Genomic DNA, 15,477 nt, shown 5'->3' on the forward strand with positions numbered 1-15,477 from the left:
GTGTAAGCCTTTTCGGCTCTGAGCGAACAGGGGGGCATTGTCGGACCGAACGGTGGGGAAAGCGTGGAATGTGCGCCTCCTGCGTCGGTCGGGCTGAGGGAGGCGGCCCGGGCCCCGCGACTCTCAGTGCCGCGGGCCCGGGAACCGGAGGCCCTTCGCGGGTACGGGAACGCTCGATGGTTCCACGTGTGTGCTCGACCGGGCGTGCGGTCGGCACGCGACCGCGGTCACGCGGCCGCGGTGTCGCTGCGCTTCGGCGGGGATCCGGTCCCGCCGGGTCTCGCCGTCCGGCCCACCCCGTGGGTGTGGCGGCGGAGACCCGAGGCCGTGAGCGCCGGCCACCGTCGGCATCGGTCGGGAACCCGTCCTCAGCCGACGTCCGACGGGCCCGCCGTATCCCCTGGCATCCCCGTGTCACTGGGCCGCGCACGGCCCGGGATGGTCGGGTTCGGACGTCCCCCGGAGGCCTTCGGTCCTCATTCGATCAAGACCTGACAGCATTCCGGTGGACGGGGCCATCGGCAAACCTAACCCTTGACGGCCTCATATTCGGCGACGATCGCCGCGGGGATACGGCCGCGCTCATTGACGGGCTTGCCCGCGGCCTTCGCCCACGCGCGAATCTCGGCGCTGCGCTCACGGCTGGGAGCATTCCGGCTGCTGCCCCTGCGGCCCGTGCCCCGGGACGCCTTGGCCGGGGCCTTGCGGGCGGCTTCGACGAACGGAGTAAGGGCCTCGCGGAGCTTGGCGGCATTACCAGCGCTCAGGTCGATTTCGTACACGGAGCCGTCCAGACCGAACGTCACCGTCTCCTCGGCCTCGCCGCCGTCGAGGTCGTCGACCAGGAAAACCTGGACCTTCTGTGCCATGGATTCAAACCTTTCAGAAGAGCGATGTCTCCACACCTGAATATAAAGCTATCTCGCGAGAACCCAGAAGACAATTCCCGGCGTGCCTGAAATCACCCGGACCCGGTACTGGGTTTCCGGGCTCGCTGGAGCAGCGCGGGGCGGTGGGATGGCCCGCGCACGTGTGCGGTGACTGGTCCGGGCGCCTCAGAGCCCGTGATCGGTCAAGTACCGTATCAACGACCGTCGGATTCTGCGCGTTCCCCGTCGCGGACAATCGGCGTACCGTCCGCGGCCCCGCTCTCCCCGTCGGCGTCGGCGCCCTTACCACCGTCCGCGCCCTTGGCCGCCCCGTCCTTGCTGACCAGGCTTCCGTCCATCCGCCGGGGCGCCATCTCCTTGCGCAGCAGCTGGATGACGAAGGTACAGAAGACCGCACCGACAACCACTGGCGGGATGAGCGCCGACAATACGTCGATCAGTCCGGCGGGAAGCACCGATGACAAAAAGTCACCCATCGAAGCGGTCCACCCTTCCTGGTTGTTACTTATTGCAGCAAATACCCGACTCAGTGTCGGCTCGCTCCTGGGGGATGGCCGCCGGGCACCCGGGCAAACGCATACCCGACATCATAGACATCGTTTGCCCCCGGTTTGACACCGGACGTACCCGAGCGACCTCCGGCAAACCCGGTGGTGGCCAATGTCCGGTCGTGCGTTCGGCGTCCCCGTGGGGCCCCTGCGGGAACACGCTCTCCGTGGGCCTGAATCGCGACCCTTCGTCGCCGTCACTTCAACGCGCGGGAGGGTGTCCCCTCGTACACCGACACATTACCTGCCCTCTTCGACTCCCCCACCATCCGGTTGTGCATAAGCGCGTGCGACCGGACGCCGGTGTTGGCGCGGAGGAGCGCCGTAAGCGGAACTGGATCCTCCCGTACGCGCGAAAGCCTTTAGGTGTGGGCGGTTCGCGTTGCCTCGTCGAGGTACACAAGCATCCGAGTGTTCCCGAGAGTGTTGGGCTTAACCCGCTCCAGGTCGAGGAATTCGGCGACTCCTTCGTCATAGGAACGCAGGAGTTCCTCGTACACCCGGGAGGACACGGGTGTGCCCTGGATCGGGGCAAAGCCGTGTTTGGCGAAGAAACCGGTCTCGAATGTCAGACAGAACACACGGCGCACGCCCAACTCGCGTGCGGTGTCGAGCAGCTCGGCCACGATCCGGTGCCCGACGCCGAATCCGCGCAGGGAGGGGTCGACGGCGACCGTGCGCACCTCCGCCAGGTCCTCCCAGAGCACGTGCAGGGCCCCGCATCCCACCACACGGAGCTCGGGCTCCGGGCCGGCGGAGGGGGCCTCCAGGGGATCCTGCGCGGGGACCGGGCCCGGGGACGGCGCGCCGGGGACGACCTCCGCCTCGGCCACCCAGAACTCCTGGATGTCCTCGTAGAGGTTGACGGTGCTCTTGTAGAGCACGCGCCGGTCGGTGGTGTAGGTGTCGACCAGCCGGCGGATGTGGGAGACGTCGCGCGTCCTGGCTCGGCGCACGTGAACATGGCGAACGGGCATAGCCGGACCAGACTATGCCCATGCTCCGACCCGGCGGGCGCCGCACGGGCGCACACCGGGTCCAGGGAACGCGTCGGCACCCACCGGAGCGCTCCGGTGGGTGCCGTGGAAACGGGGCCGCGTCCGCCCACCGGAGCGCTCTGCCTCCGGCGGGGTCGCACGCGGCCCGGACCGGCGGCCGTTCCGGCCCGCCGGGCCGACTCAGATGAGCTGGCGCCGTGCGGCCCAGACGACCGCCTCGATGGGCGTGTTCACGCCGAGCACGTCGCAGATGTTGCGGATGCGGCGGCGCAGGGTCCTGGCGCTGAGCTCGAGGTGCCTGGCGGCCACCTCGGTGGTGACCCCGGTGGCGATCTCGGCGAGCAGTTCGAGATCCTCGTGGTTCAGTTCCACCGGCGCGTAGTGGCTGCTCACAGCCGTTTCACGCGGGCGGGTCTGAATGGGGACCACGTTCTCCCGGTGCTCCCTCGTCCGAAGGGCGCCCTGGTCCTCAGCGGTGCGTCGTACGAGTGTGGCCTGTTCCACTCCGTCCTCCCTCATCCATGTGAGTGCGGAACATCAACTCGTCACCTGGTGGACGCGAGCACACCGGGTGTGGGGGCCACCCCCTGGCAACCGGTGTGACGGATATACGCCGCGCACCGCAGACTCCCCGCGGACCCCTCTGGCACAGGGGTCGGGGGTGGGCGCACGGGTCGCAGGGCCGGTTCGCTGGGGTCTGGGACGGACAGACTCCACCGAGGGCGCACATGCGCGCGGGGCCGAGGGGCCGCCTCCGGCGGTCCTGGTCCCGCTCACCGTCGTTCTCGATCCACTTCGGCAAACTCACGGGCCTTGCCCGCTCCCAGCACGCTAGGCCGCCGAGATGATACCGTCAAGGCCCAATAAATCACCATGTGTGATGCTCTCACATCTCTACGTGACTAAGCAACGGAAGGGAAAATTCCTCCGCCGCACTGACCTGCGTAAACAATCTCCGACGGAGAGTGCCCGCTCACGGTGGCCGATCGTCGGCGAAAATCCCGGCCTGTCGCCAGGGTCACGCACCTCTGACCGCTGGTTCGTGTCCTGTGTCCGTCCGGTGAGACGTGTTCCGTGGTCCGCTCCGCGTTCCGGCCGCAGACGGCAGGGCCGCCGCACGGTGGGTGCGACGGCCCCGTTCTGTCTTTCGGGCCTCCGATCGGGTCTCTTATGTCCCCGGCAAATCCAGGGCCACAGCGATCCCGGTCAGTCCCCGGAAGGCTTCACGATCGGGAAAAGGACAGTTTCCCGGATGTTCTTCCCCGTGAAGGCCATGAGCAGGCGGTCGATACCGACGCCCACGCCGCCGGTCGGCGGCATGCCGTACTCCAGCGCCCGCAGGAAGTCCTCGTCCAGCTGCATCGCCTCGGGGTCGCCCTCGGCGGCCATCAGCGACTGCCGGGTGAGGCGCTCGCGCTGCTCGACCGGGTCGACCAGCTCCGAGTAGCCGGTGCCCAGCTCCATGCCGAAACCGATCAGGTCCCACTTCTCGGTGAGCAGCGGGTCCTCACGGTGCTGGCGGGTGAGCGGGCTCGTCTCCACCGGGAAGTCCCGCACGAAGGTGGGCTGGACGAGCGTGTGCTCCACCAGCTCCTCGAAGAGGTGCTCGACGAGCTTGCCCTGACCCCAGTCGTCGCTGTACTCGACGCCCCTGGCGCCGGCCAGGCGGCGGACCTCCTCGACCGGGGTCCGCGGACCGACCTCGGCGCCCAGCGCCTCGGAGACCGCGCCGTACAGGGTGACCTGCGGCCACTCCCCGCCCAGGTCGTAGCTCTGGCCGTCCCGCTCGACCACCGTGGAGCCGAACACGGCGCGCGCCGCCTCCTGGACGAGTTCCCGGGTCACGTCGGCCATGACGTTGTAGTCGGCGTAGGCCTGGTAGAACTCCAGCATCGTGAACTCGGGGTTGTGCGTGGAGTCCGCGCCCTCGTTGCGGAAGTTCCGGTTGATCTCGAAGACCTTCTCCAGGCCGCCCACCACCAGCCGCTTGAGCGACAGCTCCGGGGCGATACGCAGGTACAGGTCCATGTCGTAGGCGTTGATGTGGGTGACGAACGGACGCGCCGTGGCGCCGCCGTGCACCCGCATCAGCATGGGTGTCTCGACCTCGATGAAGTCGCGGGAGCTGAGCCCCTCCCGGATCGCCCGGATGGCGGCCGAGCGGCGGCGCACCATCTGCTGGGACTCGGGGTTGACGATGAGGTCGACGTAGCGCTGGCGCACCCGCGCCTCGGGGTCGGTCAGGCCCTTGTGCTTCTCCGGCAGCGGGCGCAGGCACTTGGCCGTGAGCGTCCAGCCGCGTACCAGGATCGACAGCTCACCGCGGCGGGAGGTGATGACCTCGCCCTCCACGCCCACGTGGTCGCCGAGGTCGACGTCGGCCTTCCAGGCGTCCAGGCGCTCCTTGCCGACCTGGTCCAGGGAGAGCATGATCTGGACGTCGCCGGTCTCGTCGCGCAGCGTCGCGAAGCACAGCTTGCCGCCGGTGCGGTAGAGCATGACACGGCCGGCGACGGAGACCTCCACCCCCGTGTGGGTGTCCGGTTCCAGACCCTGGTGTTTGTCTCGCACGGCTCCGATCGACGTCGTCCGCGGGAAGGTCACGGGGAAGGGGTCGGTGCCCTCCTCCCGCAGCCGGTCCAGCTTCTGCCGCCGGACCCGCATCTGTTCGGGCAGGTCGTCATAGGTGTCGTCGTGCGCGTGGTTCACGCGCCCGATCCTACCGGCGTCCCGGTGTCCGGCCGACCGGTTCGCCGCACCGTGGGGAGGCCGGGGCGGGAGGGGCTCGTGGTGGGCCCGCAGGGCGCCGGTCACTAGTATTGCGCTGCCCTGCCCCGGCGTTCTGCGAGCGGGAACCGTATCTGCCAAGAGCCGTACCTACCGAGAGATGGACCACTGGTGAGTGTTGAGGGAAGCATGAAGGCCGTCGTCATGGCCCTGTGCGCGAATCTGGGAATCGCCGCGACGAAGTTCGTGGCCTATCTCCTGACCGGCTCGTCGTCGATGCTGGCCGAGGCCATCCACTCGGTCGCCGACTCCGGCAACCAGGCCCTGCTGCTCATCGGCGGCAAGCGGGCCCGCAGGGGCGCCACCGAGGAGCACCCCTTCGGGTACGGCCGCGAACGCTACGTGTACTCGTTCATGGTGGCGATCGTGCTGTTCAGCCTCGGCGGCCTGTTCGCCCTCTACGAGGCCTGGCACAAGCTCTCCCACCCCGAGCCCATCACGGCCTGGCAGTGGGTGCCCGTGACCGTGCTGCTGGTCGCGATCGCGCTGGAGTCGTTCGCCATGCGCACCGCGATCAAGGAGTCCAACGCGGTCCGCGGCAACGCGAGCTGGGTGCAGTTCATCCGCCGCTCCAAGTCCCCGGAGCTGCCCGTCATCCTGCTGGAGGACGCGGGCGCGCTCGTCGGCCTGGTGTTCGCCCTCATCGGCGTCAGCCTGACCCTGGTCACCGGCAACGGCGTGTGGGACGGCCTGGGCACCGCCGCCATCGGCATCCTGCTGGTGGTCATCGCGATCGTACTGGCCATCGAGGTCAAGAGCCTGCTGATCGGCGAGTCGGCGACCAGCGAGAACGTCCAGGCGATCCGCCGGGCCATCGAGTCGGTCGAGGACGTGGACGGCCTCATCCACATGCGCACCATGCACGTGGGCCCCGAGGAGCTCCTGGTGGCCGCCAAGGTCGCCGTGGACGCCCACAACGACGCGGGCCGGGTGACGCGGGCGATCAACGAGGCCGAGGACCGCATCCGCTCGGCGGTGCCCATCGCCACGCTGGTCTACATCGAGCCGGACCTGTTCCGGGCCGACCACGCCGCGGCGGAGAAGGCCTCCGGAACCGCCTGACTCAGGGCCCGGGGCGGGGGTCCCCCGCCCCGGCCCGGGTTCAGCCGACGTTGCGCGCGAAGACCAGCCGCAGCCCGATGAGGGTCAGCCACGGCTCGTGCAGGTCGACGGTCTCGCACTCGTCGACGACCGTGGAGGCGAGCCCCCCGGTGGCGACCACGGTCACGTCGTCGGGGGCGTCGGTGAGCTCGGCGACCATGCGGTCCACGATCCCGTCCACCTGGCCCGCGAAGCCGAACACGATGCCCGAGCGCAGGGCCTCGGTGGTGTTCTTGGCGATGGCCGAGCGCGGCCTGACGATCTCCACCATGTGCAGCTGGGCGCCGCGCCGGGACAGGGCGTCCACGGAGATGTCGATGCCCGGGGCGATGGCGCCGCCCACGTACTCCCCCCTGGCGCTGATGGCGTCGAAGGTCGTCGCGGTGCCGAAGTCCACCACCACCGCCGGGCCGCCGTAGAGGTGGTTGGCGGCCAGCGCGTTGATGATCCGGTCGCTGCCCACCTCCTTGGGGTTGTCCATCCGGATCGGCACACCGGTCTTGACGCCGGGTTCGACGATCACGGCGGGGATGTCACCGAAGTGGCGGCGGAACATGTCGCGCATCTCGTGCTGTACCGACGGCACCGAGCAGCACATGGCGATCCCGTCGATCTCGTCGGGTCCGTTCAGGCTGCTGCCCTCGACGAGGCCCCTCAGCACCACGGACCACTCGTCCGCGGTGCGGCGCGTATCGGTCCCCACTCTCCAGTGTTCGAGAAGATCGTCGGATTCGAAGAGACCGAACACCGTCTCGGAGTTGCCGACGTCGATCGCGAGCAGCATGCTGGGGGCCTCATCCGTGGTCGAAGTGGTGTGTTCTCAGGGAATCTTCCACCAACCGGGGCACTCACAACAGGTCGAGTGCGATATCCAGCGCCGGACTGGAGTGGGTGAGCGCGCCGACCGCCAGGTAGTCGACCCCGGTGCGGGCCACGTCTCCCGCCACGTCCAGGGTCAGTCCGCCGGAGGACTCCAGGCGTGCGCGGCCCGCGACCAGCGCGACCGCCTCGCGGAGCCGCTCGACGGTGAAGTTGTCGAGCAGGATCTCCTCGGCCCCCGCGGCGATGGCGTCCTCGATCTGGTCGACCCGGTCCACCTCGACCTCCAGGGGCAGGTCGGGAAAGCGCGCCCGGATGGCGCGGACCGCCTCGCCGACGCCCCCGGCGGCGACCACGTGGTTGTCCTTGACCAGTCCGGCGTCGCTGAGGCCGTAGCGGTGGTTGACCCCGCCGCCGCAGCGCACCGCGTACTTCTCCAGGGCGCGCAGCCCGGGGCGGGTCTTGCGGCTGTCGCGGATCCGGGCGCCGGTCCCGGTCACGGCGTCCACCCAGGCGCGGGTGGCGGTGGCGATTCCGGACATGTGGGTGAGGAAGTTCAGGGCGGTCCGCTCGGCGGTGAGCAGGTCGCGGGTGCGGGCGTTGACGGTCATCAGCACGTCACCGCGCTTGACCGCGGCGCCGTCCTCCACGGTCCGGTGCACCTCCATGGCACCGTCACAGACCAGCCAGAACACGAGTTCGGCGATCGGGAGCCCGCTGACGGTGCCGTCCGCCCGGGCCACCACGTGCGCGGTGCGCACCTGGTCGGCGGGGATCGTGGCGACGGTGGTGACGTCGATGCCCGGGCCGGCGGTGAGGTCCTCGGACAGGGCGCGGCGGACCAGGTCCACGTGGGACTCGGAGGGCGTGGCGTACGGAAGGGTGAACTCGGCGCGCGATTCCGGGTTCGGGCGTCCTGAAAGGCGGGAACCTTCGGCCTCTCCCGTGCCTGGCTCGTTCCTCACCGACGGCACGTCCGACTCCTCCAGAACCCCGCCGACGCCCGAACCGTGCTTGCTTTGGGGCTCCGCTCCGCTTCGCCCCGGGCCCAGGCGCCCCGGAGGGCGGGAGCCGGCGGGCGGGAGGGAGATGGCGTCCAGCTCCGCGACGAGCGCGGGCGGCAGGGAGGGCGTCCAGTCCTCGTCGGTGGTCACGGCGGTGCTTCCTTCCAGTCGGACGACGACGGGCCGGATCCGGAGCCCGGGCCTGGGCCCGGGGTGGTCGGCGCGCTGGTGGGAGCCCCTGCTCTCGGTCCTGTGCAGCGCGGCCGCGGCCACGAGCCGGGCCACGGTGAGCAGGTTGGCGGTCTCCCAGGCGGCCACGTCGGGGGTGGTCGGGGAGGCCGGGCGGGCGAGGGCGTCGAGTTCGGCGGTCAGCTCGGCCAGCCCCTCACCGGTGCGCAGCACCCCGGCGTGGCGTGACATCAGGGTACGCACCCGGGCGGCGACGGCGGGGTCCGCGAGCGGTGTGACGGTTCCCGAGGCGACGCCGCGCACGGGCCCGGGCGCGTCCGTCCCGGCCAGGCGTGCGGCGATCCGGTCGGCGTAGACCAGTCCCTCCAGCAGGGAGTTGGAGGCGAGCCGGTTGGCGCCGTGCACCCCGGTGCGGGCGACCTCGCCGACGGCCCACAGGCCGGGGACCGAGGTGCGGCCGTCGATGTCGACCTCGGCGCCGCCGGAGGCGTAGTGGGCGGCCGGGGCCACGGGGATGGGCTGGGTGAGCGGGTCGACACCGTGCTCCCGGCAGGAGGCGAGGATGGTCGGGAAGCGCCTCTCCCAGGTGGCCCTGCCGAAGTGCCGGGTCTCCAGGTAGACGTGGTCGACCCCCTGCTCGGCCATGGTGCGGGCGATGGTGCGCGCCACCACGTCGCGCGGGGCCAGGTCGGCGAGCTCGTGGACGCCCTCCATGATGCGGTCGCCGTGGGCGTCCACGAGGTAGGCGCCCTCGCCGCGCAGGGCCTCGGAGACGAGGGGCTGGCGGCCGCGCGCCTCGGGGCCGAGCCAGAGCACGGTGGGGTGGAACTGGATGAACTCCAGGTCGCGCAGGCGCGCCCCGGCGCGTGCGGCCAGGGCGAGGCCGTCGCCGGTGGACACGGGCGGGTTGGTGGTGGCGGCGAAGATCTGTCCCATGCCCCCGGTGGCCAGCACCACGGAGGGGGACAGGACGGCGCCGACGCCGTCGCGCGCGCCCTCGCCCATGACGTGCAGGGTGGCCCCGCAGACCGCCCCCGTGTCGGGGTCGCGCAGGGCGTCCAGGGCGACGGCGTGCTCGATGGCCTCGATACGCTCCTCGGCGAGGACGGCGGCGACGAGGGCGCGCTGGATCTCGGCGCCGGTGGCGTCGCCGCCCGCGTGCGCGACGCGGTCGGCGCGGTGGCCGCCCTCGCGGGTGAGGGCGAGGCCGCCGTCGCCGGTGCGGTCGAACTCGGCGCCCAGGTCGATGAGCCAGCGCAGGGCGTCGGGCCCCTCCGTGGCCAGGACGTGGACGGCGTGGGGGTCGGACAGGCCCGCTCCGGCCAGGTGGGTGTCGACCATGTGGGCCACGGGCCCGTCCTCGGGGGCCATGGCCGCGGCGATCCCGCCCTGGGCGTAGGCGGTGGAGCCGGTGGACAGCCGGTCCTTGGTGACGAGCACGACGCGGCCGCGCTCGGTGCGCTGGACGTAGCGCAGCGCGGTGCTCAGCCCCGCGATGCCCGAGCCGACGACCGCGACGTCGGCCTCGACGGTCCACCCGGGTTCGGGTGCGTCGAGCCGTGTCTGGGTGGGTGTGCTCATCTGGGTTCTCTTTTCCGGGGCGCCGCCGGTGCGCGGCGCGGCCGCGTTGTGGGCCGGGCGGACGGGGGGCCGGAGACGGCTACAGGACCACCGACACGTTGTCGATGAGCCGGGTCGTGCCCACGCGGGCGGCGACGGCGAGGACGGCCTCGCCCCGGTGGTCCGCGGGGGCGTCGGCGAAGGTGGCGGGGTCGACCAGGGCGAGGTAGTCGAGTTCGACGGGCGGCCTCGCCCCGGCGGCCTCGTCCAGGACGGCCCGCGCGGCGGAGCGGACGGCGTCGGGGCCGTCGGCCGCGGCGCGGCGGCCCGCCTCCAGGGCACGGGACAGGGACAGCGCGCTGGCCCTCTCGGCGTCGGAGAGGTAGACGTTGCGGCTTGAGGAGGCCAGACCGTCGGGGTCGCGCAGGGTGGGCGCGCCGACGATCTCCACGGGCATGTCGAGGTCGGCGACCATGCGGCGGACGAGGGCGATCTGCTGGGCGTCCTTCGCCCCGAACACGGCGAGGTCCGGGCGGACCAGGTTGAACAGCTTGGCGACCACGGTGAGGACCCCGGTGAAGTGCCCGGGACGGGAGGCGCCCTCAAGCCGGTCGCCCATGGCGCCGGCGTCGACGGTGACCATCTGCGGGAGGGGGTACATGGTCTCGACGGAGGGGGCGAAGACGACGTCCACGCCCTCCTCGGCACACAGCCCGGTGTCGCCGGGCAGGTCGCGCGGGTAGCGGTCGAGGTCCTCGTTCGGGCCGAACTGGAGCGGGTTGACGAAGACGCTGACCACCACGGTGTCGGCGCGCTCCCGGGCCAGACGCATGAGGCTGCGGTGGCCTCCGTGCAGGGCGCCCATGGTGGGGACGAGGGCGACGCGGCCGGCGTCGGCGAGGGCGCCGCGCAGCTCGTCGGGCGTGCGTGTGAGGCGGGGGCCGCCGGTGGTCGCGGACTGCGGTGTGGGTTCGGTCATCGGTGGTTTCCCGTTGTGGTGTTCTGTGCGCGGGCGGCGGCCGGTGCGCCGTGGAGGGGGATCAGCGGCGGAGGACGTCGAGCAGGCGCGCGGCGTCCTCGGGCTTGAGCATCCCGGCGTTGATGGCGCGGTCGGCGGTGAGCCGGGCGAGTTCGACGTAGCTGGCCACGCTCTCGGGGGCGTTCTCCCGCAGCTGCTCGATGTGCCCGGCGACGGTCCCGGCGTCGCCGCGCAGGACGGGCCCGCTCAGGCCGTGGATGCCCAGGCGCAGGGCGTTGTCCAGCGCCGCGCTGAGCATGGGGGAGAGCACGCGCCCGGGTTCGGGGACCCCCGCGGAGGCGAGCAGGGCGGCGCTGTCGGCGACCAGGGTGACCAGGTGGTTGGCGCCTCCGGCCAGGGCCGCGTGGTAGAGCGTGCGCTTGTCCTCGGGGATCCACACGGGTTCGGCGCCCATCTCGACGACGAGGGCCTCGGCGATGGGGCGCAGCTGCTCGGGCGCGGTGACGCCGAAGGCGCAGTTGGCGAGGCGGTCGATGTCCTCGTCGCGGCCGGTGAAGGTCATGGCGGGGTGGAGCGCGAGCGGAAGGGCTCCGATGACGGTGGCCGGGGCGAGGACGCCGTGGCCGTGGGCACCGCTGGCGTGGACGATGATCTTGCCGCGCAGGTCGGTGCCGGTGGAGGCGAGACCCTCGACGAGGTCGGGAAGGGCGTCGTCGGGGACCGTGAGAAGGACGAGGTCACTGGCCTCGGCGACCTGGGCCGGTTCGAGGACGCGGGCGGTGGGCAGGCGGTCGGCGACGCGCTCCTTGGAGGACTCGGAGACCGCGGAGGCGGCGACGACCTTGTGCCCGGCCCGGCCGAGGGCCCGGCCCAGGACGGAGCCGACCCGGCCGGGGCCGATGACTCCGACCCGTAGACGGGCGGGGCGTCCCTGCGTCGTCTCCATGTGCGTGCCCCCTCGTGGTGCGGTGCGTCCGAATCCTGCCCTGACGTGACGCCTGAGCACACGATAGCCCTCCTGGACCGGTGACCTGCCGCCCCGCCCCCGGACACACGCGTGGGGACGGGCACGGTGTGTCCGCCCCCGTGTTCCGGCCCCTTCGTCCGCCTCCCGCGGGGGGCGGGGCCGAAGGCTAGTTCTGGATGATCACCCCGGAGTTGAAGCAGGAGGCGAGGGACCTGCCCAGGACGGCGTTGGAGTTGCCGCAACCCGTGTTCCCGTTCTCGACGCCGTTGATGTAGGCCAGGTTGCCGCTGAGATCGGATCCGTGGTTGGAGGTCCAGGTGCCGACGTACGCCGCGGCCGGTGCGGCGGTGAGGAGGACCCCGGCGGAGGCGAGGATCACGGCACCGGTGGCGAGCGTCTTCTTGAGCACGACGCGTCTCCTTCTGTGCCCGGTCGGGGGACCGCCGGACTGGTGGGCTTTCTGCCGGCGCCTTGGGGCGCCGAGACGAGAACTACCCCCGAGGAACCCTCGTCCACCCGCCGTGAACTGGAGTTACGACGAGGAGTCTCCACATCGTCACCTGCTGTAGCACCGCACCTCGGGGCCGATGGGGGCAAAGGTGCCACATCGGCGGGAGGGGCGAGCGCGCAGTGTCACGGGCGAAGGCGTTTCCAGACGGGCACCGATCGATGGTTGCGGTCGACCGGGTCGGGCGGGAGCCCGGGAGGGACACGCAGGGCCGCGCGGACCGGGACGGGGGCCGGGGCCGCGCCCGGACACGGCGAAGGCGCCGCCCCGCCGTCACGGAGTGGCGCCTCGCGCGTGGAACCCGCGGCTCCCGGCCGGACACCGCCGTCAGGCCGTGCCGGAGCGGTCGCCCCACCGACTCAGTGCTTGACGGTGGCGCCGGAGTCGACGCAGTTGGCGCCGGCGACGCCGAGCACGGCGATGGCGTTGCCGCAGACGTTGATCGGCACGTCCAGGTCGGCCACGAGCTGGTTGCCGCCCAGGATCGATCCGTTGCCGGAGGTGAAGACGTTGCTGTCGGCCATGGCCGGAGTACCGGTGAACAGAACGCCCGCGGCGGCGGCGACGATGGCGCTGGCGGCGAAGGTCTTCTTCAGCATGTGTTTCTCCCGTCGGACCTGTTGGCGGGGGGTGCCAACCGGTCGATAACGTTGACGATGTGTATGACAGTGAACACTCGCCGTGTTCGGCCACCATTTAGCCATACTCAACCGCTCCGCGTGACCAGAATGCCGCAGTGTTTCGCGCCCACCAGCTGGAGTTATCACCTTCAGTGCGCATCCATGTCCGACATGTGAACCATAACTGGAAGCGCCTTGGCCTTCTAATGTGATGCACAACACATCAGCACCCGGGGGTGTCCCCCCGGTCCTTCGCCCGGCCCCCGGCGGGGGCGTCGGACACGCCGGTCCCCCCGCTCTCCGGCTTCTCCGGCTCCGGGCCTCCCCGCTCGCGGTCCCCGGCTCCCGCCTCCGCGAACCGCGGCCGCCGGGACTCCCCCGGGCGGCTCTCCGGCCGGTCCGGGCCGGGGCCGGCCGTCCCTGGCCGACGGGTCAGGGTCGACCGGGTCGCCCAGCGCTCGGTGCCCGCGGAGGGCACCCGGGCCCGGCGCCCGTACTCCACCAGCGCGTCCAGGAAGCGGCGCGCCTCCCCCGCCTCACGGCCGGACGCCTTCGCCCGTACCGGTCCGGGAGGCGTGTCCACGTCCACCGCCATCCTGCCGGTGAGCCGGGCCAGCGGTCCCGCCACCAGGCGCACGGCCTGCACGCGCTCCACCGGAACGATCTCCGTCACCAGGCAGAACAGGCCGCGGGTACTGACGAACAGGCGCTCGTCCACGCCCACCATGCTCGGCACCGGGCTCTGGTTGGGCACCAGCGGCACATACGCCGCCTCGCTCTCCGGGAAGAGTTCGTTGACCAGCGCGAAGGCCCTGCGGCGCGGCGCCACGGGCAGCAGTGTGGCCGATTCGCCCTGGCGGGCACCCGCGTACCCCGCGACGTTCGCCTCGACCCGCGCCACGCCCAGGGCGCGCCAGAGCAGGGGCTCGACCACGCGCACGGCCTGCACGCGGCCCGGCGGAACCGTCTGCATGCGCCGCTGGAACATGCCGTAGCGCAGCCGCAGGCCGTCGGAGGACAGGGAGGCGTAGTAGTCGGTGTAGCGGGCCAGCGGGCCCCAGAAGTAGCGCAGCAGCCCCAGGGTGAGCGGCAGGACCGCGCCGATCACGCCGTACTCGGAGAAGACCGCGCCGGCCGTGGCGAGCATGAGCAGCAGGATGAAGGACAGCAGGACCGGGACCCGGAAGGTGAGCGCGCCGAGCAGCAGCAGGAAGGGCAGCCGGTAGAACGGCCACTCCGGCGCCTCGGGCGAGCGTCCGGGGAGCCCGGCGGCGTGCGCGAGGACGGCCACCCGCATGCGCTCGGCCAGGTTCCGGGGCAGGCAGCGCAGCCGGATGTCGCTCCCGTCGCCGCCCGCCATCTCGATGTGGAGCTCGGCCATGCCGAACACCTGCATGAGCAGGGGCCGGACCACGTCCACCGCCTGCAGGCGGCTGAGCGGGACCTCGCGCGAGCTGCGCATGGCGAGTCCGCCGTGGACCACCAGGTGGTCCTCGCGCAGCCCGAAGGTGCCGTACCACCAGGCCGGCAGGGCGTAGGCGAGGCTCCCGAAGACGACGGCCACCGCCATCATCACCACCCAGCCGGCGCCGAAGGTGTTGAGGATGGGGCCGATCAGCGCCACGAACACGAGGGTCACCGCGATGACCTGGAGCGGGATGATCATCCAGTGGGAGCGGTACACACCCGTGGTGACGTCGTCCTCGGGCCGGGGACGCGAGACGGACGGCGGCCGCCACCCCACGGACGGGGGCAGGAGCGTGGGCGCCTGCGGGGGCGGCCCCGAAGGTCCCGGAGGCGCCGCCGAGGCTCCCGCCGGCCCCCCCGGAGCGCCGTGGCCGCCCGGTGGCGGAACGGGCCGGTGCGGCTCGGGTCGTCCGGACTGGTGCGGGTGACCGGGCTGGTGCGGCTGGCCGGACCACGGTTGTCCGTGGGGTTCCTGTGGCGGGTGAGCTGGTCCGTGCACTTACAACCCCGTCGAGAAGCTCTCGCTGCGCGCCGCGAGCCGGTCGCGCATCTGGACGGCCTCGGCCAGCGGAAGTCCCACCACCCGGGTGTCGGCGGTGCTGGCGGCGGTGCGCACCCGCACGGTGGCGATCCCCAGGGCCTGTTCGAGGAGGTCGGCGGTGACGTCCACGACCTGCATCCGGCCGTAGGGGATGACCACCAGCTGCCGGACGAACACCCCGTAGGCGAGGTAGAGCTCCTCCGGGCCCTCCGCGTACCCCCACGACCGGCGGAAGAGCCCGGCCAGGACCCAGCCCGCGACGAAGAGCAGCAGGGCGAGTCCCGCCCAGGCGGCGGCCAGGGGCCAGGAGGTCCACACGAACAGCAGGGGAGCTCCCACCCCGCCGGCGGTCAGGCACAGGGCGCCCACCACGATCCGGCGGTACCAGGCCAGGGCGGGCGACACACGGCTCCAGGAGGTGTTCGCGGGCGGCGCGAACGCGGCGTCGAACGGCCGCGACGGCTCGTCCGGCCTGGTCCGCCCGTCCGGCTGCTCCCGC

The 15,477-nt window shown here is 71.8% G+C and carries 13 protein-coding genes and 1 pseudogene; 1 reads left to right on the plus strand and 13 read right to left on the minus strand.

Annotation, left to right across the window (positions count from 1 at the left end; all coding sequences use genetic code 11):
* Positions 1–527 precede the first annotated feature (527 nt).
* The 5 genes and pseudogenes from A6A08_RS01170 to lysX form a co-directional block, all read right to left on the minus strand.
* On the minus strand, positions 528–869 hold the full coding sequence (locus A6A08_RS01170) for an Lsr2 family protein (protein ID WP_073700615.1): 342 nt from the start codon (positions 867–869) through the stop codon (positions 528–530).
* A gap of 215 nt (positions 870–1,084) precedes the next feature.
* On the minus strand, positions 1,085–1,366 hold the full coding sequence (locus A6A08_RS01175) for a hypothetical protein (RefSeq protein ID WP_073700616.1): 282 nt from the start codon (positions 1,364–1,366) through the stop codon (positions 1,085–1,087).
* A gap of 434 nt (positions 1,367–1,800) precedes the next feature.
* A complete protein-coding gene (locus A6A08_RS01180) occupies positions 1,801–2,415 on the minus strand; it encodes an amino-acid N-acetyltransferase (protein ID WP_073700617.1) in 615 nt (204 codons plus the stop codon).
* 201 nt (positions 2,416–2,616) lie between these two features.
* Entirely contained in the window at positions 2,617–2,940 is a 324-nt protein-coding gene (locus A6A08_RS01185; RefSeq protein WP_073701038.1) for a LuxR family transcriptional regulator, read from the minus strand.
* A 702-nt stretch (positions 2,941–3,642) separates the two neighbouring features.
* Positions 3,643–5,166: pseudogene (gene lysX / locus A6A08_RS01190) on the minus strand (bifunctional lysylphosphatidylglycerol synthetase/lysine--tRNA ligase LysX); the annotation flags it as partial.
* A 168-nt stretch (positions 5,167–5,334) separates the two neighbouring features.
* On the opposite strand from lysX, the gene A6A08_RS01195 reads away from it, so the two are divergent.
* Positions 5,335–6,285 carry a cation diffusion facilitator family transporter gene (locus A6A08_RS01195; protein ID WP_073700618.1) on the plus strand — a complete coding sequence of 317 codons (951 nt, stop codon included), beginning with the start codon at positions 5,335–5,337 and terminating at the stop codon, positions 6,283–6,285.
* Positions 6,286–6,325: 40 nt separating this feature from the next.
* Here A6A08_RS01195 and A6A08_RS01200 read toward each other — a convergent pair whose 3' ends face one another.
* The 8 genes from A6A08_RS01200 to A6A08_RS01235 all read right to left on the minus strand — a co-directional run bounded on the left by A6A08_RS01200 (position 6,326) and on the right by A6A08_RS01235 (position 15,383).
* Positions 6,326–7,108: a type III pantothenate kinase gene (locus tag A6A08_RS01200; RefSeq protein WP_073700619.1), complete on the minus strand. Its 783-nt coding sequence runs from the start codon at positions 7,106–7,108 to the stop codon at positions 6,326–6,328.
* 64 nt (positions 7,109–7,172) lie between these two features.
* Entirely contained in the window at positions 7,173–9,917 is a 2,745-nt protein-coding gene (locus A6A08_RS01205) for an L-aspartate oxidase (protein WP_073700620.1), read from the minus strand.
* 79 nt (positions 9,918–9,996) lie between these two features.
* The gene (gene panC / locus A6A08_RS01210; protein WP_073700621.1) at positions 9,997–10,875 is read right to left on the minus strand and encodes a pantoate--beta-alanine ligase; all 879 of its coding nucleotides are present in this window, start codon (positions 10,873–10,875) and stop codon (positions 9,997–9,999) included.
* 61 nt (positions 10,876–10,936) lie between these two features.
* The gene (locus A6A08_RS01215) at positions 10,937–11,821 is read right to left on the minus strand and encodes a Rossmann-like and DUF2520 domain-containing protein (RefSeq protein ID WP_073700622.1); all 885 of its coding nucleotides are present in this window, start codon (positions 11,819–11,821) and stop codon (positions 10,937–10,939) included.
* 187 nt (positions 11,822–12,008) lie between these two features.
* On the minus strand, positions 12,009–12,251 hold the full coding sequence (locus A6A08_RS01220; RefSeq protein WP_073700623.1) for a hypothetical protein: 243 nt from the start codon (positions 12,249–12,251) through the stop codon (positions 12,009–12,011).
* 458 nt (positions 12,252–12,709) lie between these two features.
* Positions 12,710–12,949, minus strand: coding sequence for a chaplin family protein (locus A6A08_RS01225; RefSeq protein ID WP_073700624.1), 240 nt, complete (start codon positions 12,947–12,949; stop codon positions 12,710–12,712).
* 244 nt (positions 12,950–13,193) lie between these two features.
* Positions 13,194–14,636 (minus strand): PH domain-containing protein, encoded by a 1,443-nt coding sequence (locus tag A6A08_RS01230; protein WP_242422045.1) that lies wholly within the window; start codon positions 14,634–14,636, stop codon positions 13,194–13,196.
* 300 nt (positions 14,637–14,936) lie between these two features.
* Positions 14,937–15,383: a PH domain-containing protein gene (locus A6A08_RS01235; RefSeq protein ID WP_073701041.1), complete on the minus strand. Its 447-nt coding sequence runs from the start codon at positions 15,381–15,383 to the stop codon at positions 14,937–14,939.
* Between the last annotated feature and the right edge of the window lie 94 nt (positions 15,384–15,477).

Source organism: Nocardiopsis sp. TSRI0078, assembly GCF_001905145.1.
In the GTDB taxonomy this organism is placed as follows: Bacteria; Actinomycetota; Actinomycetes; order Streptosporangiales; family Streptosporangiaceae; genus Nocardiopsis.

Excerpts from the sequence above, each read along its gene's own strand:
- A6A08_RS01215 (WP_073700622.1), bottom strand. The coding sequence starts at position 11,821 with ATGGAGACGACGCAGGGACGCCCCGCCCGTCTACGGGTCGGAGTCATC.
- A6A08_RS01205 (WP_073700620.1), bottom strand. The coding sequence starts at position 9,917 with ATGAGCACACCCACCCAGACACGGCTCGACGCACCCGAACCCGGGTGG.
- A6A08_RS01230 (WP_242422045.1), bottom strand. The coding sequence starts at position 14,636 with ATGATCATCCCGCTCCAGGTCATCGCGGTGACCCTCGTGTTCGTGGCG.
- A6A08_RS01200 (WP_073700619.1), bottom strand. The coding sequence starts at position 7,108 with ATGCTGCTCGCGATCGACGTCGGCAACTCCGAGACGGTGTTCGGTCTC.
- A6A08_RS01175 (WP_073700616.1), bottom strand. The coding sequence starts at position 1,366 with ATGGGTGACTTTTTGTCATCGGTGCTTCCCGCCGGACTGATCGACGTA.
- A6A08_RS01170 (WP_073700615.1), bottom strand. The coding sequence starts at position 869 with ATGGCACAGAAGGTCCAGGTTTTCCTGGTCGACGACCTCGACGGCGGC.
- panC (WP_073700621.1), bottom strand. The coding sequence starts at position 10,875 with ATGACCGAACCCACACCGCAGTCCGCGACCACCGGCGGCCCCCGCCTC.
- A6A08_RS01225 (WP_073700624.1), bottom strand. The coding sequence starts at position 12,949 with ATGCTGAAGAAGACCTTCGCCGCCAGCGCCATCGTCGCCGCCGCCGCG.
- A6A08_RS01180 (WP_073700617.1), bottom strand. The coding sequence starts at position 2,415 with ATGCCCGTTCGCCATGTTCACGTGCGCCGAGCCAGGACGCGCGACGTC.